At 74.0% G+C, this 21,672-nt stretch carries 16 protein-coding genes and 2 pseudogenes; 5 read left to right on the plus strand and 13 right to left on the minus strand.

All coding sequences use genetic code 11. The annotated features are described in order from the left end of the window. Positions 1–24: 24 nt before the first annotated feature. A complete protein-coding gene (locus tag ACSU53_RS15020; RefSeq protein ID WP_437028069.1) occupies positions 25–564 on the minus strand; it encodes a bacterial proteasome activator family protein in 540 nt (179 codons plus the stop codon). A 268-nt stretch (positions 565–832) separates the two neighbouring features. On the opposite strand from ACSU53_RS15020, the gene ACSU53_RS15025 reads away from it, so the two are divergent. Continuing rightward, complete coding sequence (locus ACSU53_RS15025; RefSeq protein WP_437028071.1) at positions 833–1,660, plus strand: hypothetical protein; 828 nt, start codon at positions 833–835, stop codon at positions 1,658–1,660. 88 nt (positions 1,661–1,748) lie between these two features. On the opposite strand, the gene ACSU53_RS15030 is transcribed toward ACSU53_RS15025, so the two are convergent. Then, the gene (locus tag ACSU53_RS15030; protein WP_437028073.1) at positions 1,749–2,729 is read right to left on the minus strand and encodes an NAD(P)H-quinone oxidoreductase; all 981 of its coding nucleotides are present in this window, start codon (positions 2,727–2,729) and stop codon (positions 1,749–1,751) included. Positions 2,730–3,410: 681 nt separating this feature from the next. Between ACSU53_RS15030 and ACSU53_RS15035 the strand changes: the two genes are divergently transcribed. Beyond that, positions 3,411–4,445, plus strand: a complete 1,035-nt coding sequence (locus ACSU53_RS15035; protein WP_437028075.1) for an ATP-binding cassette domain-containing protein — start codon at positions 3,411–3,413, stop codon at positions 4,443–4,445. Beyond that, entirely contained in the window at positions 4,442–5,290 is an 849-nt protein-coding gene (locus ACSU53_RS15040) for an ABC transporter permease (RefSeq protein WP_437028077.1), read from the plus strand. The genes ACSU53_RS15035 and ACSU53_RS15040 overlap by 4 nt, the downstream gene beginning before the upstream one ends. Positions 5,291–5,492: 202 nt before the next feature. On the opposite strand, the gene ACSU53_RS15045 is transcribed toward ACSU53_RS15040, so the two are convergent. The 6 genes and pseudogenes from ACSU53_RS15045 to pdhA form a co-directional block, all read right to left on the minus strand. Further along, positions 5,493–6,590, minus strand: a complete 1,098-nt coding sequence (locus tag ACSU53_RS15045; RefSeq protein WP_437028079.1) for a potassium channel family protein — start codon at positions 6,588–6,590, stop codon at positions 5,493–5,495. Beyond that, on the minus strand, positions 6,587–7,981 hold the full coding sequence (locus tag ACSU53_RS15050; protein WP_437028081.1) for a molybdopterin molybdotransferase MoeA: 1,395 nt from the start codon (positions 7,979–7,981) through the stop codon (positions 6,587–6,589). The genes ACSU53_RS15045 and ACSU53_RS15050 overlap by 4 nt, the downstream gene beginning before the upstream one ends. Before the next feature lie 206 nt (positions 7,982–8,187). Then, positions 8,188–9,135, minus strand: a pseudogene (locus tag ACSU53_RS15055) (NTP transferase domain-containing protein); the annotation flags it as partial. Between the two features lie 101 nt (positions 9,136–9,236). Then, positions 9,237–10,766 (minus strand): dihydrolipoamide acetyltransferase family protein, encoded by a 1,530-nt coding sequence (locus ACSU53_RS15060; RefSeq protein ID WP_437028083.1) that lies wholly within the window; start codon positions 10,764–10,766, stop codon positions 9,237–9,239. Continuing rightward, positions 10,766–11,770: an alpha-ketoacid dehydrogenase subunit beta gene (locus ACSU53_RS15065; RefSeq protein ID WP_437028085.1), complete on the minus strand. Its 1,005-nt coding sequence runs from the start codon at positions 11,768–11,770 to the stop codon at positions 10,766–10,768. The genes ACSU53_RS15060 and ACSU53_RS15065 overlap by 1 nt, the downstream gene beginning before the upstream one ends. Further along, complete coding sequence (gene pdhA, locus ACSU53_RS15070) at positions 11,767–12,909, minus strand: pyruvate dehydrogenase (acetyl-transferring) E1 component subunit alpha (RefSeq protein WP_437028087.1); 1,143 nt, start codon at positions 12,907–12,909, stop codon at positions 11,767–11,769. The genes ACSU53_RS15065 and pdhA overlap by 4 nt, the downstream gene beginning before the upstream one ends. Before the next feature lie 189 nt (positions 12,910–13,098). Here pdhA and ACSU53_RS15075 point away from each other — a divergent pair, with 189 nt between their 5' ends. Next, positions 13,099–13,584, plus strand: a complete 486-nt coding sequence (locus ACSU53_RS15075; RefSeq protein ID WP_437028089.1) for an Lrp/AsnC family transcriptional regulator — start codon at positions 13,099–13,101, stop codon at positions 13,582–13,584. A gap of 209 nt (positions 13,585–13,793) precedes the next feature. On the opposite strand, the gene ACSU53_RS15080 is transcribed toward ACSU53_RS15075, so the two are convergent. Both ACSU53_RS15080 and ACSU53_RS15085 read right to left on the minus strand, forming a co-directional pair. Further along, a complete protein-coding gene (locus tag ACSU53_RS15080; protein ID WP_437028091.1) occupies positions 13,794–14,384 on the minus strand; it encodes a TetR/AcrR family transcriptional regulator in 591 nt (196 codons plus the stop codon). Further along, positions 14,381–15,901 carry a 3-hydroxyacyl-CoA dehydrogenase gene (locus ACSU53_RS15085; protein ID WP_437028093.1) on the minus strand — a complete coding sequence of 507 codons (1,521 nt, stop codon included), beginning with the start codon at positions 15,899–15,901 and terminating at the stop codon, positions 14,381–14,383. Before ACSU53_RS15085 ends, ACSU53_RS15080 begins: the two co-directional genes overlap by 4 nt. Positions 15,902–16,072: 171 nt before the next feature. Between ACSU53_RS15085 and paaN the strand changes: the two genes are divergently transcribed. Continuing rightward, a complete protein-coding gene (paaN, locus tag ACSU53_RS15090) occupies positions 16,073–17,764 on the plus strand; it encodes a phenylacetic acid degradation protein PaaN (protein WP_437028095.1) in 1,692 nt (563 codons plus the stop codon). A 216-nt stretch (positions 17,765–17,980) separates the two neighbouring features. On the opposite strand, the gene ACSU53_RS15095 is transcribed toward paaN, so the two are convergent. From ACSU53_RS15095 to ACSU53_RS15105, 3 genes and pseudogenes are all read right to left on the minus strand, one after another. Then, positions 17,981–18,748 (minus strand): TrmH family RNA methyltransferase, encoded by a 768-nt coding sequence (locus ACSU53_RS15095; protein ID WP_437033208.1) that lies wholly within the window; start codon positions 18,746–18,748, stop codon positions 17,981–17,983. A 664-nt stretch (positions 18,749–19,412) separates the two neighbouring features. Beyond that, positions 19,413–20,534: pseudogene (locus ACSU53_RS15100) on the minus strand (HTTM domain-containing protein); the annotation flags it as partial. Next, positions 20,531–21,442, minus strand: coding sequence for a DUF5819 family protein (locus ACSU53_RS15105; RefSeq protein WP_437033210.1), 912 nt, complete (start codon positions 21,440–21,442; stop codon positions 20,531–20,533). The pseudogene ACSU53_RS15100 and the gene ACSU53_RS15105, both read right to left, overlap by 4 nt. Positions 21,443–21,672: the final 230 nt, after the last annotated feature.

Consider the following 21,672-nt stretch of genomic DNA (forward strand, 5'->3'; position numbering starts at 1 on the left):
GGCCGCTCCCGGGTGCTACAGGTGCTACAGGTAGGGACCGCCCGAGCGACCGCCGATGTGCGGGTCCTCCGACCCCTCGGCGACGCCCGGCGGCAGCGCCCGGCGCATCTGCTCCAACTGGGCGCGCGCCGCCATCTGCTGGGCGAACAGCGTGGTCTGGATCCCGTGGAACAGACCCTCCAGCCACCCCACCAGCTGGGCCTGCGCGATGCGCAGTTCGGCGTCGCTGGGCGTGGCCTCGTCGGTGAACGGCAGGGACAACCGCTCCAGTTCCTCGACCAGCTCGGGGGCCAGACCGTCCTCCAGTTCCTTCACCGAACTGGCGTGGATCTCCTTGAGCCGGGCCCGGCTGGCCTCGTCCAGAGGAGCGGCGCGCACCTCCTCCAGCAACTGCTTGATCATGCTGCCGATCCGCATGACCTTGGCGGGCTGCTCGACCTGCTCCGTCACCGGGGTCTCGCGGGAGTCCTCGTCCCCGGTGCCACCGCCGAGCGCCATGCCGTCCTGGCCGACGACCAGGATCTGCGGTTTCTCCGGTGACCGTTCGTTCCTCGGCATCTCCATACGGCCATTCTCTCGTACCCTGCGCGCCGCTCCGGTGGTGCCCCCGCCCGGGCCGCGGTCCCGTCGTCCGCACGGAGGCCGGGCCGCGTCCCGGCGGCTTGGGGGCTGCGACGCTGGGGGCCGGGTTCCCCGCCGCGAGGTCACGATTCAGCCGACCGGATCGCCCGGAATGCCGGTGAGGCCGGGAAATGCGAGTCTTTTGGGGTCCATCCGGCCCAACTCTGCCGACGGTGCCCCGAGCCATCCGTCGGCGCGGGAGGTCACGGTCGTGACTCCATGGCTGCGCAGACTGGGAGCGAACGGGGCGGCGGCCGCCCTGCGGGCGGGTGTCGTCCTGGGCACGGGCATCGCCCTGACGGTGGCCACGCCGGCGCCCGGCGCCACCGGCGGGCCGCTGCCGGCCGGCACGACCGTGGCCCACACCCACCACCGCGCGCCCGGCACGCCCGACGACGGCGGACGGGACGCCGGCCGGGCCGGGCCGGAACCGGGAGGCGGCCGGGGGACGGACACGGACGGCGGCCGCGGCCCGGCCCCGCACGCCCCGTCCCCGCACGCCCCGTCCCGTGACGACGCGCTCACCGGCGGCGGCCCGCACCACCGGCTCCCGGCAGCAGCCACGGCCTCCCCGTCGCCCTCCCTGTCGCCGTCCGCCCCGCCGTCCCGGGCGGGCGCCCGGCCCGGCGAGGGCCGCGAGCGGCCCGGACGGCCGGAGACGGACCACGACCGCCCGGACGGCACGGCGGACAGCGGCCGGACCGACGACCCCGCGGCTCCCTCGGCGGACGCTTCGGGCGACGGCGCCGCCACCGGGCAGCCGGACCGCACGGACGCCCGCGCCGAGGACTCCGGCGCACGCGAGGACACGGTCCGGCCGGAGGCATCCGGGGCGGACGCGGCGGCCCGGGCACCGGCGTCGGAGGCCGCCGTCCCGCTGCCGTCGGCCTCCTCCACGGCGGCGAACGCTCTTGGCGGTCCCGAGCACGCCGCCCGGCCCGCGGTGCGGATACTGCCGCTGGGCAGCGGGCTGATGCTGATCGGCCTGGGCCTGGGGCTCGCCTTCATCGGCCTGCGCATGCGGCAGTCCCCGCACTGAGCGACGGACGGGACACGGCCCCCGCTCGGCACTCCGCCGCGGGGCCTCCCGCGGCGGAGCCCTTCATCGGGGCCGGCCCCCGTCTTCGTCAGGGCGCGATCAGCAGCACCTTGCCGACGTGCCCGCTCTCCTCCAGCACCCGGTGGGCCGTGGCGGCGTCGGGCATCGGGATCTCCCGGTCGATGACCGGGCGGACGTGGCCACCGGCCACGAGCGGCCAGACGTGCTCCCGGACGGCGGCGACAATCGCGGCCTTCTCCGCCGGCGGACGGGCCCGCAGCGAGGTCGCGCTGAGGGCGGCACGCTTGGCGAGCAGGGCGCCGATGTTCAGCTCGCCCTTGACGCCGCCCTGCATGCCGATGATCGCCAGGCGGCCGTTGACGGCCAGGGCCCGCACGTTGCGGTCCAGGTACTTGGCCCCCATGTTGTCCAGGATGACGTCCGCCCCGGCACCGTCGGTGGCCCGTTCCACCTCGGCGACGAAGTCCTGCTCCCGGTAGTTGATCAGGACGTCGGCACCGAGTTCGGCGCAGCGCTCCAGCTTCTCCTTGGTCCCGGCGGTGACGGCGACCCGGGCCCCGACCGCCTTGCCGAGCTGGATGGCCATGGTGCCGATGCCGCTGGACCCGCCGTGCACGAGCAGCGTCTCGCCCGGCCGCAGGTGCGCGACCATGAACACGTTGGACCAGACCGTGCAGGCGACTTCCGGGAGCGCGGCGGCCTGCCTGACGTCGAGCCCTTCCGGGACGGGGAGCAGTTGCCCGGCCGGGACCGCGACCTTCTGGGCGTAGCCGCCGCCCGACAGCAGGGCGCAGACCTCGTCACCGACGGCCCAGCCGGAGACCCCGGGGCCCAGCGCGGTGATCCGCCCCGAGCACTCCAGGCCCGGATAGGGGGACGCGCCGGGCGGCGGGTCGTAGAAGCCCTGCCGCTGGAGGAGGTCGGCCCGGTTGACGGCGCCGGCCACCACCTCGACCAGCACTTCGCCCTCGCGGGGCTCGGGATCGGGGACCTCGCCCCAGACCAGCGCCTCGGGCCCACCGGGTTCAGGAATCGTGATCGCATGCATGGGGGCGACGGTACTCCGCCGCCTTCCCGCGGCCCGTGCACCTCCGGTCCGCGCATCTCCCGGTTGGTGCACTTCCGGTTTGTGCATCTCCCGGTTGGTGCACCTCCGGTTTGTGCGTCCTCCGGTTTGTGCGTCCTCCGGTTCGTGGGTCCTCAGGTTCGTGCGTCCTCAGGTTGGTGCACCACCGGTTCGTGCATCTCCGGTTCGTGCGTGCTCCGGCCCAGCGCCGTCCTCGGGGCGCCGCTCACCGTTCCTCCGGCCCGCCGCCTTCGGCGGTTCGCCGCCGCTGCCTCCCCTCCCCCTTGGCCTCCCCGCCTCGCCGCCTCGGTGTCCTGCCGCCTCGGCCACGCGCCGCTCCCGGGCGTTCTCGGCCGTCGGTCACGCTCTGTCCCGTAGTGCCGCGCCCGGCCGGTGCCCCCGTGCCTGGTCCGGTCCGCCGTTCGGCGGCCTGCCCGGCGCCCGGTCGGTCCGCCGACAGGCGCGGGCCCGGGGACGGGATCCGGTCCGACGCCCGGCGCGGGTCCGGAGACGGAGTCCGGTCCGCCGTCCGGCCCGGGACCGGGGGCGGAGTCCGTCCGTCGCTGGACCGAACCGCGGAAAAAACATGTGCGGCGCCGATGACTTCGCGCGACCGTGGAGGTCAGTCCTTGCGAAGCGCACGCTCGCGGAAGGAATCGAAGCATGAGCACCCCACCGCCCGGCCCGGCGATCGAAACCGCGGGCCTGGTCAAAACCTTCGGTGAGACACGCGCCGTGGACGGCGTCGACCTCACCGTGCCCGTCGGCACGGTCTATGGGGTCCTCGGCCCGAACGGCGCCGGCAAGACCACCACCGTGAAGATGCTCGCCACGCTGCTGCGCCCGGACGGCGGCGAGGCCCGGGTCTTCGGCCGCGACGTCGTGCGCGAGGCGGACGAGGTGCGGGCCCGGGTGAGCCTCACCGGGCAGTACGCCTCCGTGGACGAGGACCTCACCGGCACCGAGAACCTGGTGCTGCTGGCCCGCCTGCTGGGACACCGCAAGCCGGCCGCCCACACCCGGGCCGCCCAGCTCCTGGAAGCGTTCGGCCTCACGGACGCGGCCGGGAAGCAGGTCAAGCACTACTCGGGCGGCATGCGCCGCCGCATCGACATCGCCGCCTCCATCCTCAACACCCCTGACCTGCTGTTCCTCGACGAGCCGACGACCGGTCTGGACCCCCGCAGCCGCAACCAGGTGTGGGACATCGTCCGCGCGGTGGTCGCCCAGGGCACCACGGTCCTGCTGACCACGCAGTACCTGGACGAGGCCGATCAGCTGGCCTCCCGGATCGCCGTCATCGACCGGGGCACGGTGATCGCGGAGGGCACCAAGGGGGAGCTCAAGGCGTCCGTCGGCGCCGGATCCGTCCACCTGCGGCTGCGCGACCCCGGGCAGCGTCCGCTCGCCGCCGACCTCCTGCACCGCGCCTTCGACGCCCGCGTGCAGGCCGACCCCGACCCGGTCGCGCTGACCGCGCGCCTCGGTGCCGCCGCCAGCGAGGACACCGCCGCCGAACAGGCCGCCCGTGCGCTGAGCGAGCTCGCCCGGGCCGGTGTCACGGTGGACAACTTCTCGCTCGGCCAGCCCAGCCTCGACGAGGTCTTCCTCGCCCTGACCGGGCACGACACCGGCGCACCCGGTACCGGTGACGTATCCGGACCGGACCACGACCCGAAGGACGAGGTGGCGGCATGACCACCACGACGACCACCGAGAGCGTCGAACTCGCCCCGGTGCGCACCGACTCCCTGGCGGAACTGCTGGTCGCCAAGGAGCGGCCGCCGCGGCCCAGCGCCTTGTCGGCCTCACTGACCTTCGGCTGGCGCGCGATCCTCAAGATCAAGCACGTGCCGGAGCAGCTCTTCGACGTCACCGCCTTCCCGATCATGATGGTGCTGATGTACACGTACCTGTTCGGCGGGGCGCTGGCCGGCTCGCCGAAGGCGTACATCCAGTTCCTGCTGCCGGGCATCCTGGTGATGTCGGTCGTGATGATCACGATGTACACCGGGATCTCGGTCAACACGGACATCGAGAAGGGCGTCTTCGACCGCTTCCGCACCCTGCCGATCTGGCGTCCGTCGACGATGGTCGGCTACCTGCTCGGCGACGCGCTGCGCTACACCCTCGCGTCCGTCGTGATGCTGACCGTCGGGATGATCCTCGGCTACCGTCCCGACGGCGGGGTGATGGGCGTGCTCGCCGGGATCGCGCTGCTGGTGCTGTTCGCGTTCGCGTTCTCGTGGATCTGGACCATGTTCGGCCTGCTGCTGCGCACCGAGAAGTCGGTGATGGGCGTCAGCATGATGGTCATCTTCCCGCTGACCTTCCTGTCCAACGTCTTCGTGGACCCGTCCACCATGCCGGGCTGGCTCCAGGCCTTCGTCAACAACAGCCCGGTGACCCACCTCGCCTCCGCCGTGCGCGGCCTGATGGCCGGTGACTGGCCGGCCGTCGAGATCCTGTGGACCCTGGGCTGGGCGGGCCTGTTCATCCTGGTCTTCGGTCCGGTCACCATGCGGCTGTACAACCGCAAGTAGGGCTGCTCGGACCGGAGTGAGGAGCACTCCTTCGGCCTTCGGCGGCACCGATGCGGGCCCCGGCGACGCCGGGGCCCGTATCGCGTCGTCGGGGCCCGCTTCACGTTGCCAGGGCCCGCGTCGCGTCGTCGGCGACCGTACCGGTGCCGCCCGGGCGCGGGCGGTGCCGGTCTGGTCCGTCGCCGCGCTCCCGGGGTCCTGATCAGTCCCGGGGGAGCGGGCGCATGTCGGGGGCGACCTGCCGGCCCTGGGTCACCCGCACGATGGTGATCAGCCGGTCGGTCAGCTCCAGCGTCCCGACGGCGCGGTCGTCGTAGCCGAGCACCCGGTGACCGCGCAGCACGCTCACCACGAGGTCGTCCACCTCCCGCGGTGTCTTGCCGACCTCGGCCTTTATGACCGGGCGTTCGACGATGTCGAGGCCCGTGCCCTGCTGGATGAGATCCTCCATCACCATGCCGGCCGCGGGGCTGAGCACCGACAGGCCGAGCAGTCGCCCGGCCGCGCTGGCGCTGGTGATGACGGCGTCGGCACCGGACTGCTTCAGCAGCGGGGCGTTCTCCTCCTCACGCACGGCGACCACGATCTTCGCGCCCCGGTTGAGCTGGCGGGCCGTCAGCGTCACGAGGACGGCGGTGTCGTCACGTTGCGTCGCGATGATGATCTGCTTCGCCCGGTAGACCTCGGCCCGCTTCAGCACCTCGCTCCGGGTCGCGTCCCCGACCACGCCCGCGTAGCCGTCGGCCGCGGCGGCCTCGATCGCCTTGGCACTGGGGTCGACCACCACGACCTGCTCCTTGCGCAGGCCTGTCGCACAGACGGTCTTGATCGCCGAGCGGCCCTTGGTGCCGAACCCGACGACGACGGTGTGATCACGCAACGCGGACCTCCAGCGGTTCAGTCGCCACTCCTCCCGGGTGCGTTCGGTGAGGGCCTCGAGGGTGGTGCCGACCAGGATGATCAGGAACAGCACGCGCAGCGGCGTGATGACGAAGATGTTGGTGAGCCGGGCCGCGTCGCTGACCGGGGTGATGTCGCCGTACCCGGTGGTGGAGAGGGTGACGGTGGCGTAGTAGAAGGCGTCGAGGAAGTCGACGCTGCCGTCGGCGTTGTCGGTGTAGCCGTCGCGGTCCACGTACACGATCAGCGCCGTCACCACGAGGACCACCAGGGCCACGGACAGTCGTTTGGCGACCTGACGGATCGGGTGCTCGACCACCTTCCGCGGAAGCGTCACCCGATGCGTCACCAGGTGTTCGTCCGCCTGGCGGGCGATGGCGTCCTGGCCCGGAAGTTTCACGTGAAACACACCCCGATCCCACTGGACGCCCAGGGCAGGTCCAGCAGTTCCGTCTCCTCGCCCGGCCGGGCGCCCCCGGGAAGGACGACCGCGAGGGCGTCGGCGGCCGCGACACCGCGCAGCATGGCCGGGCCGTTGTAGTGCAGCGGCACGGCGTGGTCGCCGCGCAGCACGACGGGAACCAGCCGGGTGTCGCGCGGGTGGCCCTGCACGGCGTCCCGCAGCGGCAGCGTGTACGGCTCGGGCGCGGGGCGCGCCGCGAGCGTCCGCAGCAGGGGCTCGGCGAGGGTGAGCAGCCCGGACACGGCGGCGAGCGGGTTGCCGGGCAGCCCCACCAGGTGCCGGCGGTCGTGGAAGCGGGCCAGCAGCATGGGGTGGCCGGGGCGCACGCCGACGCCGTCCACGAGGAGTTCGGCACCGATGCGGTGCAGCGTGGGGTGGACGTGGTCGACGGGTCCGGCGGCCGTGCCGCCGGTGGTGACGACGACCTCGGCGCCGGAGGTGGTGATCGCCTCGTGCAGCGCCTCCGCGTCGTCGGCGATCCGCCGGACGGAGACGACGTCGGCGCCCAGCGCCCGCAGCCACGGCGGCAGCATCGGGCCGAGCGCGTCACGGATCAGGCCGTCGTGCGGCAGCCCCTGGGTGAGCAGTTCGTCGCCGAGGACGAGAACCTCGGCCCGGGGGCGGGGGACCACGGTGAGCGTGTCGTACCCGGCGGCCGCGGCGAGGCCGAGCACGGCCGGGGTCACCAGGGTGCTGACGGCCAGGAGCTGGTCGCCGCTGCGGCACTCCTGCCCGCGGGGCCGGATGTCCTGGCCGTGGGCGACCGCCTTCGGTCCGTGGGTGGCGTCGATGTGCAGCCGCCCCCCGGCGTCGGTGCGGCCGTGCTCGCTGCGGAGCACCGCGGTGGTGTCCGGAGGAACGCGGGCACCGGTGGCGATGCGGACGGCCTCGCCGTCGGTGAGCGGCGCGTGCGCGGTGTGCCCGGCGAGCACACCCTCCTCCCGCACGTCCCAGGGCCCCGGTCCCGCGACCGCCCAGCCGTCCATGGCTGAGGTGTCGAAGGGGGGCAGGTCGGTGAGGGCGGCCAGCGGAGCGGCCAGGGTGAGGCCGAGCGCCTCGTCGAGCGTGACGGACACCGGAGCGCGCCGTCCGGCGCGGCCGGAGCGGCCGGCGCGTTCGGCGACGGCTCGCGCCTCGGCCCAGGAGGTGGCGTCGGCACGCCGGTCGGGGGCACCGGCCCGCTCGCCGGGCGTGGACGGCCGCTCCGCTGCGGCAGCGGACGTCCGGCCGGGCGGACGGGGGCCGGGATTCTCCTTCACCAGGGCGAGCGCCTCCTCGACGCCGAGGTCGTCGGCGTCCTGGTTCCCCCGGGTGCGGTGGGCGGTCATCCCGCGTCCGGGCGGGTGCCGGGGCCGGCGTCGTCGCGCGCCGACGCGCCGGCGGCGCCGGGGGACGGCGTGTCCGGGGTCGCCCCGGAGCCCTCCTCCGTGTCCTTGCCGGTACGGCTGTCCTTGCCGGTACGGCTGTCCTTGCCGGTACGGCTGTCCTTGCCGGTACGGCTGTCCTTGCCGGTACGGCTGTCCCCGCCGGACTTGCCGGCCTCGTCGGTGTCGTCGGTGCCGTCGGTGCCGTCGGTGCCGTCGGCCTCGTCGGCCCAGCGGTTCGCGAGGGCGGCCGCCTTGCGGGCCGCTTCGGCGACGGTGTCCCGGTCGCCGCCCGCGCGGGCGGCGGCGTAACCGACGAGGAAGGTGGTCAGCGGTGCCGCGGGCCTGGCCACGCCGTGGGCGGCGTCGCGGGCCAGGTCGAGCAGGAGGGTGGTGTCGACGTCCAGGTCGATGCCCAGCTCGTCCTTGACTGCGGAGATCCATTCGTCCAGCACGTGTCCATGCTCCCTGATGCGTGCTCTGGCGGCGGCGATGTCGTCCCAGGTGTCGCAGTCGAAGGACGCGACCGGGTCGAAGAGGCGGCGGAGGTCGAGCTCGTCGGTCAGCCGGCGCAGCGGCAGCCCGGCGACGCCGCCGTGCCACTCGAAGAGTGCGGTCAGCGTCCTGCGCAGGGCGGCGGTCCGGTAGGCGGCCACCAGCGGCTGGTCCCGGCCGTCGCCGTCGGTCAGCACGACGCCGTCGGCGGTGCCCGCGCGCAGCTCCGTCACCAGCCGTTCGACGGTGTGTGCCCCGAGGAACGGCAGGTCGGCCGAGAGCAGCACGGCCACGTCGGCGTCGCTGTACCCCAGCCCGGCGTGGAGGGCGGCGAGCGGGCCCCCGCCGGGCGGCTCCTCCCGTGCCCAGACGACGGGCCGCGCGGTGGGCCGGGGGGCGGCCACCACCACGGTGGTGCGGGCTCCGGCGCAGGCGGCGAGCACCCGGTCGATCAGGGCTCGCCCGCCCACGCGCACACCGGGCTTGTCGGCGCCCGACAGCCGCCGGGCGGCGCCGCCGGCCAGGACGACCGCGTCGTACGGGGTGTGCGCCGGGACCCGCACACGCCGCGCCGTTGAGCCGGGCTCGGCGCCGGGGTCACCAGGGGGCTGGTACTCGGTCACACCCCGAGTATGCGCGGCCCCCGCGATCACCCAGAACGCGGGGGCTCGAGAACGGCGGCGGTGTCACGGCGTCGTCAGGGCGTCCGGTGACACCGCCGGCGTCACAGGGTGCGCAGCAGCACCGCCGGCTGCTCCACGCAGTCCGCCACGTAGCGCAGGAAGCCGCCCGCGGTTCCACCGTCGCAGACCCGGTGGTCGAAGGTGAGCGACAGCTGGACGACCTGACGCACGGCCAGTTCGCCCTCGTGCACCCACGGTTTCGGCACGATGCGGCCGACCCCGAGCATGGCCGCCTCCGGGTGGTTGATGATCGGTGTGGAACCGTCGACGCCGAAGACCCCGTAGTTGTTCAGCGTGAACGTGCCGCCGGTGAGGTCCGCCGGCGTCAGCGTGCCCGCCCGGGCGGCCTCGGTCAGCCGGGCGAACTGCGCCGTGAGCCCTTCCGCGTCCCGCGCGTGCGCGTCCCGGACCACGGGCACGACGAGCCCCCGGTCGGTCTGCGCGGCGAAGCCGAGGTGGACGGCCTCGTGCCGCACGATCTCGCGGGCCGCCGTGTCCACCGAAGCGTTCAGCTCGGGGAAGCGGGCCAGGGCCGCGGTGCAGATCCGGGCCAGCAGCGCGAGCACCGAGATCTTCGGCCCGCCGGAGGCGTTCATCGCGGTCCGCGCCCGCATGAACTCCGTCGCGTCGGCGTCGACCCAGCAGGTGGCGTCCGGTATCTCGGAACGGCTCCGCGTCAGCTTGTCGGCGACGGCTCCCCGGATGCCCTTGAGCGGCACCCGTGTGACACCGGCCCGCTCCCGCGCCGCCCCGGCCGAGGAGGCCGCGGTCGTCGCGGCGGCCGAAACGGTGCCGTCCCTGCGGTCCGTCGCGGCGCCGTGCTGCACGCCGTCCGAGACGCCCGGCGCGGTGGCGGCGCGCAGGGCGCCCTCCACGTCGGCCCGCAGGATCAGTCCGTCGGGTCCGGAGCCGGTCAGCCGCCGCAGGTCCAGGCCGTTCTGCCGGGCCAGCCTGCGCACCAGCGGTGAGATCACCGGCACCGGTCCGTCCGCCTCACCGGACCCGGCCGGGGTCCGGTCGGCGGCGGAGGGCACGGGGGGCGACGAGGCCGGGGGTGTTCCAGGGGGCGAGGACGACGCGGACGTCCCGGGGGACGGTGACGCCGTGGACACGTGCGTCGCGCCGGATGCGTGCGTTGGCGTGGCCGGCGTCGCCGCGTGCGACGCCTTGGACAGCGGCCTGCCCTGACGGACCCGGCGGCGCCGGGCGGGGGCCTGGGACGTGCCGTATCCGACCAGGACGTTGCCCGAGCCCTCTCCACGGGAGTCCTCGTCGCGGGCGGCCTTGGCAGTGTCCGCTCCGGCCCGCGGACCGTCCCCGTCCGTCTCGCCCACCGCGACCGTCAGCAGCGGTGACCCGACGGGCAGTTCGGTGCCCTCCTCGCCGAAACGTGCGGTGACCACACCGCCGTAGGGGCAGGGCACCTCGACCATCGCCTTGGCCGTCTCGACCTCGACGACCGGCTGGTCGATCGCGACGACGTCGCCGACCTCGACCAGCCAGCGCACGATCTCCGCCTCGGTCAGCCCTTCACCGAGGTCGGGCAGCTTGAACTCCAGGACCTGTGTCATCAGCTCTCGGCCTCCCACTGCAGGCGGCCCACCGCGTCCAGGATCCGGTCGACGCCGGGCAGGTGGTGGCGCTCCAGCATCGGCGGCGGATAGGGCAGGTCGAACCCGGCCACGCGCAGCACCGGCGCCTCCAGGTGGTGGAAGCAGCGCTCGGTGACCCGCGCCGCTATCTCCCCGCCCGGGCCGCCGAAGCCGCCCGACTCGTGGACGACGACCGCGCGTCCGGTCCGGCGCACCGAGGCGCAGACGGTCTCGTCGTCGAAGGGCACCAGGGACCGCAGATCGACGACTTCGAGGTCCCACCCCTCGGCACGGGCCGCCTCGGCGGCGTCCATGCAGACGGGGACGGACGGGCCGTAGGTGATGAGGGTGGCGCTGCGGCCCGTGCGCCGCACGACGGCACGGCCGATCGGCTCGACGGGTGCCGGCTCGTCGGGGTTCCAGGAGTCCTTGGACCAGTACAGGCGCTTGGGCTCCAGGAAGACCACCGGGTCGTCGGAGGCGATGGAGGCGCGCAGCAGCCCGTAGGCGTCCGACACGGTCGCGGGCGTGACGACATGGAGCCCCGGAGTCGCCATGTAGTACGCCTCGGACGAGTCGCTGTGGTGCTCGACGCCGCCGATGCCGCCCCCGTAGGGGACGCGGATGGTGATCGGCAGGGGCATGGCGCCACGGGTGCGGTTGCGCATCTTGGCCACGTGCGACAGCAGTTGCTCGAACGCCGGGTAGGCGAACGCGTCGAACTGCATCTCCACGACCGGGCGCAGTCCGTACATCGCCATGCCGACGGCCGTGCCCAGGATGCCGGCCTCGGCCAGCGGGGTGTCCGTGCAGCGGTCGTCGCCGAACTCCTTGGCGAGGCCGTCCGTGATGCGGAAGACGCCGCCGAGCGTGCCGACGTCCTCGCCCAGGACGTGCACGGACGGGTCGGCGGCCATGGAATCGCGCAGCGCACGGGTGAGCGCCTGCGCCATGGTGGCCGGCTTGACGGCGACGGTGGTCATCGGTGCGTCCCTTCCGACTCGGCCTCGGCCTCCAGCTCGGCCCGCAGCTGCTCCCGCTGCTCCAGCAGCTGCGGCGTGGGCTCCGCGTAGACGTGGCTGAACAGATCCATGGGGTCGAGCACGGCGTCCCGGTTCATGCGCTCACGCAGGTCGGCGGCCAGCGTCTCGGCGTCCCGGCGGGCGGTCTCGATGCCGTCCGCGTCGAGCAGACCGCGCTCGGTGAGCTCCCGCTCCAGCAGCACCACGGGGTCGTGGCCCTTCCAGGTCTCCACCTCGGCGTCGCCCCGGTAGCGGGTCGCGTCGTCCGCGTTGGTGTGGGCCTCCATGCGGTACGTGATGGCCTCGACCAGCGTGGGGCCGCCGCCCTCGCGGGCTCTGCGGACGGCGTCGGACAGGACCTCGTGCACGGCGGCGGCGTCGTTGCCGTCGACCAGGCGGCCGGGCATGCCGTAGCCGACGGCCTTGTGGGCGAGCGAGGGCGCCGCGGTCTGCTTGTCGAGCGGCACCGAGATCGCGAAGCCGTTGTTCTGGACGAGGAAGACGACCGGGGCCTGCCAGACGGCGGCGAAGTTCAGGGCCTCGTGGAAGTCGCCCTCGCTGGTGCCGCCGTCGCCGACCATGGCCAGCGCGACCACGTCGTCGCCCTTGAGCCGGGCGGCGTGGGCGAGACCGACCGCGTGCGGCAACTGGGTGGCCAGCGGGGTGCTGAGCGGGGCGACCCGGTGCTCGTAGGGGTCGTAGCCGGTGTGCCAGTCACCGCGCAGCAGGGTGAGCGCCTCGACCGGGTCCACTCCGCGGGCGACGACGGCGAGCGTGTCGCGGTAGCTGGGGAAGAGCCAGTCCTGGTCCCGCAGGACGAGGGCGGCGGCGACCTCGCACGCCTCCTGGCCGGTGCTGGAGGGGTAGACCGCCAGACGGCCCTGCTTGGTGAGGGCGGTCGCCTGCGCGTTGTACCGGCGGCCCTTCACCAGCTCCCCGTACAGCCGGCGCAGCAGCTCCGGGTCCGCCTTCGCGGCCGCCCCGGTGCCGAGCACCCGGTACGGCTCCGCGTCCGGCAAGAGCGGCGCGGGGTCCGTACGGGGCTGCCAGGTGGGCGGCGGAGTCGGCCGGTAGGCGCCCCGCTGCTCCATGACCGTCATGACGCACCTCCTGGTGGGAGCGGCTCAAGGAGGCGCGGCGTCTGTGACGCGCCTCACCAACCGATTGTTCGGTCGCCGGCACATTTTGGCTACAGGTGGCGCCAGGCTGTGGACAAACGGTTCTCCACAGCCTGAGATGGATGCAGTACGTCCATCGTGGAGAGGCGGGGGCGGGTGTCGTCTGAACAAATGGCCGAAGGAGCGGAACCCGCCGGACCCCCGCGGCCCGCACGCCCCCTCGACGACGTCGACCAGGACATCCTGCGCATGCTCCAGGTGGACGGGCGTGCGTCCATACGGTCGGTCGCCGAGCGGGTGCACGTGTCGCGGGCGAACGCCTACGCCCGGATCAACCGGCTCGTGGAGGACGGTGTCATCCGGGGCTTCGGCGCCCGCGTGGACCATGAGCGGGCCGGCCACGGAACCTCCGCGTACATCACGCTGAAGATCGTCCAGAACTCCTGGCGGACGGTCCGTGAGCAGCTCAGGCAGCTTCCGGGCGCCTCGCACATCGCCCTGGTCGGCGGGGACTTCGACGTCCTGCTGCTGGTGCACACGCCGGACAACCGAACCCTGCGCGAGCTCGTGCTCACCCGCCTGCAGGCGATCCCGGAAGTGCTCAGCACGCGCACGCTGCTGGTGTTCGAGGAGGAGGACCTGGAGCCGCAGGGCTGAATACGGCGGGCCTGGAGCCGTGCGGCCGAGTGCGGGGCGCGCCCGGAGCCGCGGGGCTGTGCGGCGGCCTCAGGACCGCGGAGCGGAGTGCGGGGGACCGGAGGCGCCGGGGGCGAGAGGGAAGGTCCGGAACGGCAGCGGGACCGATCCGGAGCCGCACGGCAGGTCCGAAGGCCCCGGCCGGGGCCGCCTCCTCCCAGCGACCCCGCTCAGGACGCCTTGCGCAGACCGCCGAAGGCGAGCTGGACCACCGCGTCGGCGACCTCGCGCTCGCTCGACCCACGGCCGTCGGGCCGGTACCACTCGACGATCGAGTTGATCATCCCGAAGACCAGCCGGGTCACGAGCCGCCCGTCTATGTCGCCGCGCACGTCCCCGTCGTCCGCGGCCGCCTCGAGCAGGGCGGCCACCCGGTGGTCGAACTCGCGCCGCCGTTCCAGGGCCCAGCGTTCGGTGTCGGTGTTGCCGCGCACCCTGAGCAGCAGCGTCACGTAGGGCAGCTCCGCCGTGAGCACCTCGACCATGCGGCGCACGACGTGCTCCAGGCGCTCGGCCGCCCGGCCCTCGCGCGCCGCCTCCTCGTCGAGGATGCCGAAGAGGCCGTCCAGCGCGCGGCTCACCGCACGGCGCAGCAGTTCCTCCTTGCCGGCCACGTGGTGGTAGATCGACGACTTGGAGATTCCGGCGGCCTTGGACAGGTGCTCCATGGAGGTGCCGTCGTAGCCGCGCTCGATGAACACCTGGACGGCCACGGACAGCAGCGTCTCCGGGGTGTAGGTGTCGCGCCGGGCCGTGGTCATGGGGTGCTCTCCCGCTTCTCGGTGGCGTGCGCGTGCCGCAGGAGCGCCGCCGACGGCGCGTAGCGGCCCGACGGTTCGCGCTCGTGCAGCGTCGCCAGGAGGGACCGGGCCCAGCCGCCCCCGAGGCGGCGGCTCCACTCGAACGGGCCGAGCGGATAGTTCACCCCGAGCCGCATCGCGGTGTCGATGTCCTCCTCGGTGGCCACGTGGCGGGCGGCGGCGTCGTACGCGAGGTCGATGATCCGCGCCACCGTACGGGCGACGATCATGCCAGGTACGTCCCCGATGACGCTGACCTGCTTGCCGAGCGCCTGGAACAGGCCGGTGGCCTCGGCGATGGTCCGGGCGGGCGTGGTCTCCCGGCAGACGGACAGCGCGATCCGGCCGGCCGTGCGGTAGTCCAGGGCGAGGTCGAAGTGGACGGTGTCGCCGAGTTCCACGGACGTCCGCCCGTCGGCGAGGGCCAGCCGGCCGCCTCCCGGCAGCACCAGCCCCCGGCCGTCCCCGGACGCGGTGCCCTCGCGCACCTCGATGCCCGCCCCACGGATCAGGTCGACGAGGTCCGCGGCCGGCCCCAGGTCGCCGTCGACCACCACGTGCGCGGGCGCCGGTTCCGGGCCGGCGGTGTGCGGCTCGGGCCGTTCCGCACCGTCGCCGTGGTCGTACCAGCCCCGGCCGCTCTTGCGGCCCAGGCGGCCGGACTCGACCAGACGCCGCTGGGCGAGGGAGGGGGTGAAGCGCACGTCCCCGAAGAAGGACTGCCACACCGAGTGGGTGACGGACTCGTTGACGTCCTGACCGATCAGGTCGGTCAGCTCGAAGGCGCCCATCCGGAAGCCGCCGGACTCGCGCAGCACCGCGTCGACGGTGGCCGGGTCGGCCCCCCGGCCCTCGTACACCGCGAACGCCTCCGCGTAGAAGGGGCGGGCGATCCGGTTGACGATGAACCCGGGGGTGTCCGCGCAGGCGACCGGGGACTTGCCCCAGGCGCGGGCGGTCTCGTGCGCGCGGGTGGCGCAGGCCGGGTCGGTGGCGAACCCGGAGACCACCTCGACCAGCGGCAGCAGCGGGGCCGGGTTGAAGAAGTGCAGGCCCACGAACCGGCCGGGGACGCGCAGGGCGCCGCCGACGGCCGTGACCGACAGGGAGGAGGTGTTGGTGGCGAGCAGACAGTCGTCGGAGACGATGCCCTCCAGCGCTGTGAACAGCTCCTGCTTGACGTCGAGCCGCTCCAGGACGGCCTCGACGACCAGGGCGCAGTCCGCGAGGTCGGAGAGGTCGTCGGCGGGCAGCAGCCGGGCACGGGCCGCGTCCCGGTCCGCGGCGCTCAGCCGCTCCTTGGCCACCAGACGGTCGAGCCGTGCGCCGATCGCGTCGGCCGCCTCGCGGGCCCGGCCGGGGACGGCGTCGTACAGCCGCACCGGATGGCCCGCGACCAGCGCGACCTGGGCGATTCCCCGGCCCATGGTGCCGGTGCCGACCACGGCCACGGGACTGCTGAGGTCGAGTGCTGTCATGGGCGCGATCCTCCCGCACGACGTTTTCCACAGATGCGGCGGACCCCCTTGTCCCGACCGATCGTTCGGTTACTCTAACTCTGACCGCCCGTCCCCGCCCATGTTTCTGCCCACGTACTGCCCAGGTCCATGAGCTCGCCGAAGAGTTCCTGAGACGAGGAGTTGGTCCCCATGGCCGCCGAACTCACCGCGCACCAGCTGATCACCCGGCACCGGCCCACCCTGGACGGGGCCCTGGAAGCGATCCGCACGCGCGCGTACTGGTCCCCGCACCCGGAACACCCCAAGGCGTACGGGGAGAACGGCAGCCTGGACCTGGCGGCGGGCAAGGCCGCCTTCGACGCCCTGCTCGGCACCCGCCTGGACCTCGGCCAGCCCGGCACCGACGGCCGGGTGGACGGCGAGGTCTCCCCGTACGGCCTCGACCTGGGCGTCAGCTACCCGCACGCCGACCTGGACGAGCTGCTGCCGGCCATGAAGGCGGGGATGCGGGCCTGGCGGGACGCCGGCGCGGAGATGCGCGCGGTGGTCTGCCTGGAGATCCTCAAGCGCATCAGCGACCGCTCGCACGAGTTCGCCCACGCGGTCATGCACACCTCGGGGCAGGCGTTCCTGATGGCGTTCCAGGCGGGCGGCCCGCACGCGCAGGACCGCGGCCTGGAGGCGGTGGCGTACGCCTACGTGGAACAGGTCCGCACGCCCGACACGGCGGAGTGGACCAAGCCGCAGGGCAAGCGCGACCCGCTGGCGCTCACCAAGACGTTCACGCCGGTCCCGCGGGGCATCGGCCTGGTCATCGGCTGCAACACCTTCCCGACGTGGAACGGCTACCCGGGCCTGTTCGCCTCCCTGGCCACGGGCAACGCGGTCCTGGTCAAGCCGCACCCGCGCGCCGTGCTGCCGCTGGCGCTCACCGTCCAGGTCGCGCGCCAGGTGCTCACCGAGGCGGGCTTCGACCCGAACCTGGTGGCGCTGGCCGCCGAGCGGCCCGGCGAGGGCATCGCCAAGACCCTGGCCACCCGTCCGGAGATCCGGATCATCGACTACACCGGTTCCACCGAGTTCGGCGACTGGCTCGAGGCCAACGCCCGCCAGGCACAGGTGTACACGGAGAAGGCCGGCGTCAACACGGTGATCGTCGAGTCCACCGACGACTACCGGGGGATGCTGTCCAACCTGGCGTTCTCCCTGTCCCTGTACAGCGGTCAGATGTGCACCACCCCGCAGAACCTGCTGATCCCCCGGGACGGCATCACCACGGACGCGGGCCCGAAGACCTTCGACGAGGTCGCGGCGGACCTGGCGAAGGCGGTCGACGGCCTGCTCGGGGACGACACCCGGGCCAACGCCCTGCTGGGGGCGATCGTCAACCCGGACGTCAAGGCGCGTCTGGAGGCCGCCGCCGGTCTCGGCGAGGTCGTCCTGGCCTCCCGCGAGATCACCCACCCGGAGTTCCCGGGCGCGGTGGTGCGCACTCCGGTGATCGTGAAGCTGGACGGCTCGAAGCCGGACGCCGAGGCCGCCTACATGAGCGAGTGCTTCGGCCCGGTCTCCTTCGCCGTCGCGGTCGACTCCGCCGCGGACGCCGCCGAACTCCTGCGGCGCACCATCCGCGAGAAGGGCGCCATGACGGTCGGCGCGTACACGACCTCCCCGGAGGTCGAGGAGACCGTGCGCGAGGTCTGTCTGGAGGAGGCCGCCCAGCTGTCCCTCAACCTGACCGGCGGGGTGTATGTGAACCAGACGGCCGCCTTCTCCGACTTCCACGGCTCCGGCGGCAACCCCGCGGCCAACGCGGCGCTGACCGACGGCGCGTTCGTGGCCAACCGCTTCCGGGTGGTCGAGGTGCGCCGGGAGGCGTAGGCCGGGCCGCCATCGCGGGCGCGGCGGTGTGCGGGACGGTTGCGAACGGGCCGGTGGGAGCGGGGTGGTGAGAGCGGGGCGGTGTGCAGGCCGTCCTGCGGGCCGTCGTGGGCTTACCGCGGCCGGGCGGTATGCCGTGGTCGGCGGTATGCCACGCCCCGCCGTAGGCGATGGCCGGCGCGGCGTGTACCGCGGTGCGCCACCGGTCGGGTGCTCTCAGGCGGGGGCGCGACCGGCGGCGCCCCCGGTGGCGCTCCAGTGGTACAGCGCCATGGCCACGCTGGTCGCCAGGTTGTAGCTGGAGACCTGCGGACGCATCGGCAGCGCGACCAGCTGGTCCGCCCGTGCGCGCAGCTCGGGCGAGAGCCCGCTGCGCTCGGAGCCGAACGCGAGCAGCGCGTCGTCGGGCAGTACCGTCCCGCGGATGTCCCGCCCCTCGGGGTCGAGCGCGAACACCGGTCCGGCGGGCAGCTCGTCGACGGTCAGCCGCTCCACCGTGGTCGCGAAGTGCAGCCCGGCCCCGCCCCGCACGACGGTGGGATGCCAGGGGTCCAGCGTGCCGGTGGTGACCACCCCGGTGGCACCGAACCCGGCGGCCAGCCGGATCACCGCCCCGGTGTTGCCCAGGTTGCGCGGCTGGTCCAGCACCACGATCGGAGCGGTACGCGGGGTGCGTGCCAGCGCCGCCACACGGCCCGCGCGGGAGGGCCGGACGGCGAGGGCCGCGACCGCGGTGGGATGCGGACGGGCCACGACCGAGGCGTACGTCTCGTACGGCACCTCGGTCAGCAGTGCCTCCAGCGACCCGTGCACGTCCGGCGCCAGTTCGTCGGCGAGGGCGAGCGCGGCGCCCCGGTCCGCGGTGACCGCCACCCGGATCTCCGCCCCGAAGCGCACGGCGTGCTTCAGCGCGTGGAATCCGTCGAGCAGGACCACGTCGGGGGACCCCGCCAGCCGACGCCACAGGGTGATGGCCTCGGACACGGGTGCGGAGGCGGAGGCCGAGGCGGAGGAACTGGGGCTGGAGCCGGGCACGAACGCGGATACCGGGGCCGCCTCCGAGGCGGAAGCCGCTGTGGACGGGGAGGCGCCGGAGGTGCCGCGGTCGGGCGCCGTGGCGGACCCCGGACCGGAAGCGGGGGAGCGGTCGGGGCGGCCGTCGTCGGGGGCGGAGGCGGAGGAGCGGTCGGGGTGGCCATCGTCGGGGGCGGGGGCGGAGGAGCGGTCGGGGTGGCCGTCGTCGGGGGCGGGGGCGGTCATGACGTGCAGCCTATGTGCGGTTCCGGGGCCCGTCGCCGGGTGCCGGGGACGGGATCACGGGCCCCTGAGCGGGTGCGCTGCCGCCCGCCGGGACGACGCCCGGACCGGGGTGACCGGCACCCGGCGTGGTGCGCCGGTCGCTCCCGGGACCGGGCCGGGGAACGAGGGCGCTGCGGTCCCCGGAGCCCGGGTGGGCGCCGGAGCCGGCGTCCGGACTGGAGGCGGCACCCTGGACAGGGCCCCGGCCGGAGCCGGACGGGGTCACACCCGGGGCCTCGGCATCCGCGTCGGCATCGGCCCCGGCACCGGCCCGGGCACCGGCAGCGGAGGGGACCGCCGGTGACGGCCCCCTCCGGCCGTGGTCGGCGCGACCGCGCCGCCCCCGGATTCCGCGTACGCGGCCCGCCGCCCGGCCCAGCCGGCGCAGGAACGAGGTGGGCAGGAAGACGGAGTCGGCCGCGATCATCGCCAGCGAGAAGAAGGGCAGCCCCAGGACCACCGCGATCCCGGCGTGCTCGGCGATCATGACGGCCAGCAGGACGTTCTTGACCCGCCGGTTGAACAGCGTGAACGGGAAGGCGACCTGCACGGCCACCGTCCCGTACGTCATCAGCATCACCAGGGTGCCGCTGGCGGCGAGCAGGTCCCCGAGCGCGGGCCAGGGTGAGAAGTACTCGAGCTGCAGGGGGTAGTAGACGGCGGTGCCGTCCTGCCAGCGCGAGCCCTGGACCTTGTACCAGCCGGCCGTGGCGTAGATCAGGCACGCCTCGGCCATGATCACCAGCAGCGCGCCGTTGTGCACGATGTTCGCGATCACGTCGAGCAGGACCCGTGGCTGTCCGGACCTCCCCCGGCGACCGGTCAGCCACCAGAGCCCCTGGGCCACCCACACGGTCCACAGCAGCACGGGGACGAGCCACTCACCGTCCATCCGCCCCGCCGACGTCACCACGAGCAGCAGGAAACCGAGCACGGCCCAGAGCACCGGCCCGACCCGGTCCCGTGGCACTTCGCCGCGTGCCCGTGCCCCGGCAGCGCGGCTGGTTCGCCGGGCGTCGAGCGACCACACCTGGCCGCACCGCGTGAAGACCAGGTAGATGGCCATCAGGTGGAGCACGTTGTCGCCGCCGTCGCCCATGAAGACGCTGCGGTTCTGCAGGGACAGCACGCCCACCATGAACAGCACCGACGTGGTGCGGGTACGCCAGCCCAGCAGCAGCAGGAGGCTCCACAGCACCGCGAGTACGTAGAAGACCTCGAACCAGCGCTGCCCGTCGGACCAGAGCAGGGCCGTGAAGGCACCGTTCGTCGCGACGAGCTGCTGGGCGAGGTCCCATGCCCAGGGGCTGTCGGGCCCGTACAGCTCCTGGCGGTGGGGGAACTCGCGGAGCAGGAAGAGCAGCCAGGTCGCACTCAGGCCGATCCGCAGGACGGCCGTCTGGTACGGACCGAGGGCGGCGTCGGTCACCCGCGCGATGCCGCGGGAGAGCGCCAGGGAGAAGCGGTTCACCCGATGCCTCCTCGTGCCTCGTCCTCGGGCACCGGCCACCAGGGCAGCGTGCGGTCCACCGGAGTGGTGGAGACCTGCTCCCGGCTCCATGCGGGCGGCGGGACGTTGGTGGTTCGCGACCGGACCTGCACACGGTCGACGACGCCCCCGGCTCCGGCCGCATCCGCCCGGTCCAGCCGCATCACGACGATGCGGCGGAGGTAGGACTCGGAGAGCGCGCCCCGTCCGCCCACCGGACGGTTCTCGTCGTCGTGCGTGGCCACGAAGAAGTCCCAGGCGCGGCGCAGCTCGTTCTGCTGGGTGTGGCTGGGCAGCAGATTGCCGTCGATGGCCCGCCCGTCCTCGGCGGACAGGTCGTACCAGCGGGTCGTCCGCACGTCACCGTCCGCGGTGAGCACGTCCGCCCGCACCTGGAGGGAGATGTTCTGCTGCAGCGGGTTGGGGGCGAACAGCTTCCAGTTCTGCTCGAACTCCGGGTAGATCCACCGCTGGATCGCGCCGCCGTGCTCCTTGCTCACCGTGTTGGCGGGGGCGACGTGCAGGAAGGTCATCCCCAGGTGCACGCACACAGCGGCGGCCACGACCGCGAGCGCGAGGGCGGCACCGATCCGGTACGGCAGCGAGAGCGCGGCCACGCCCGTGCGGGGCCGGCCCGGTGCGGCGCCGGAACCACCGGGAACCGGCGCGACGGCAGCACCGGACACGGCGGGCCCGACAGGCCCGGCGGACGCGACGGACGCGCCCCGCGCGGCAGGGCGGGCGACCCCGGCGGATGGGGTGGGTCCGGCGGATGGGGCGGGTCCGCCGCGTCCGGCAGGCGCTACGGCCTCCGCGGGATCGGGCTGGGCCCCGGGCTCGGACTCGCCGGCTGGTCCCCGGGGTCCCGGCCCGGTCGAAGGCCGATGCACCGAAGGCCACGCGGGAGGACCGGCGTCACCGGTGTCACCGGTGACGCCCGGCGACTCGGCGGGTGCGGGATCCCTCGGCGACGCGACCTCGTCGGGGGCTGCGGGGGGCGACGGGGTGCCGCCGGTGGACGAGGCCCCGGCCAGCGCCGAGGGGCCGTCGGTGGACGGGGTGCCGCCGGTGGACTGGATGCCGTCGGTTGAGTCGGAGTCCACGGACGGCGGGGAGTCGT

Source organism: Streptomyces sp. enrichment culture (assembly GCF_964273255.1).
Classification (GTDB): Bacteria; Actinomycetota; Actinomycetes; order Streptomycetales; family Streptomycetaceae; genus Streptomyces.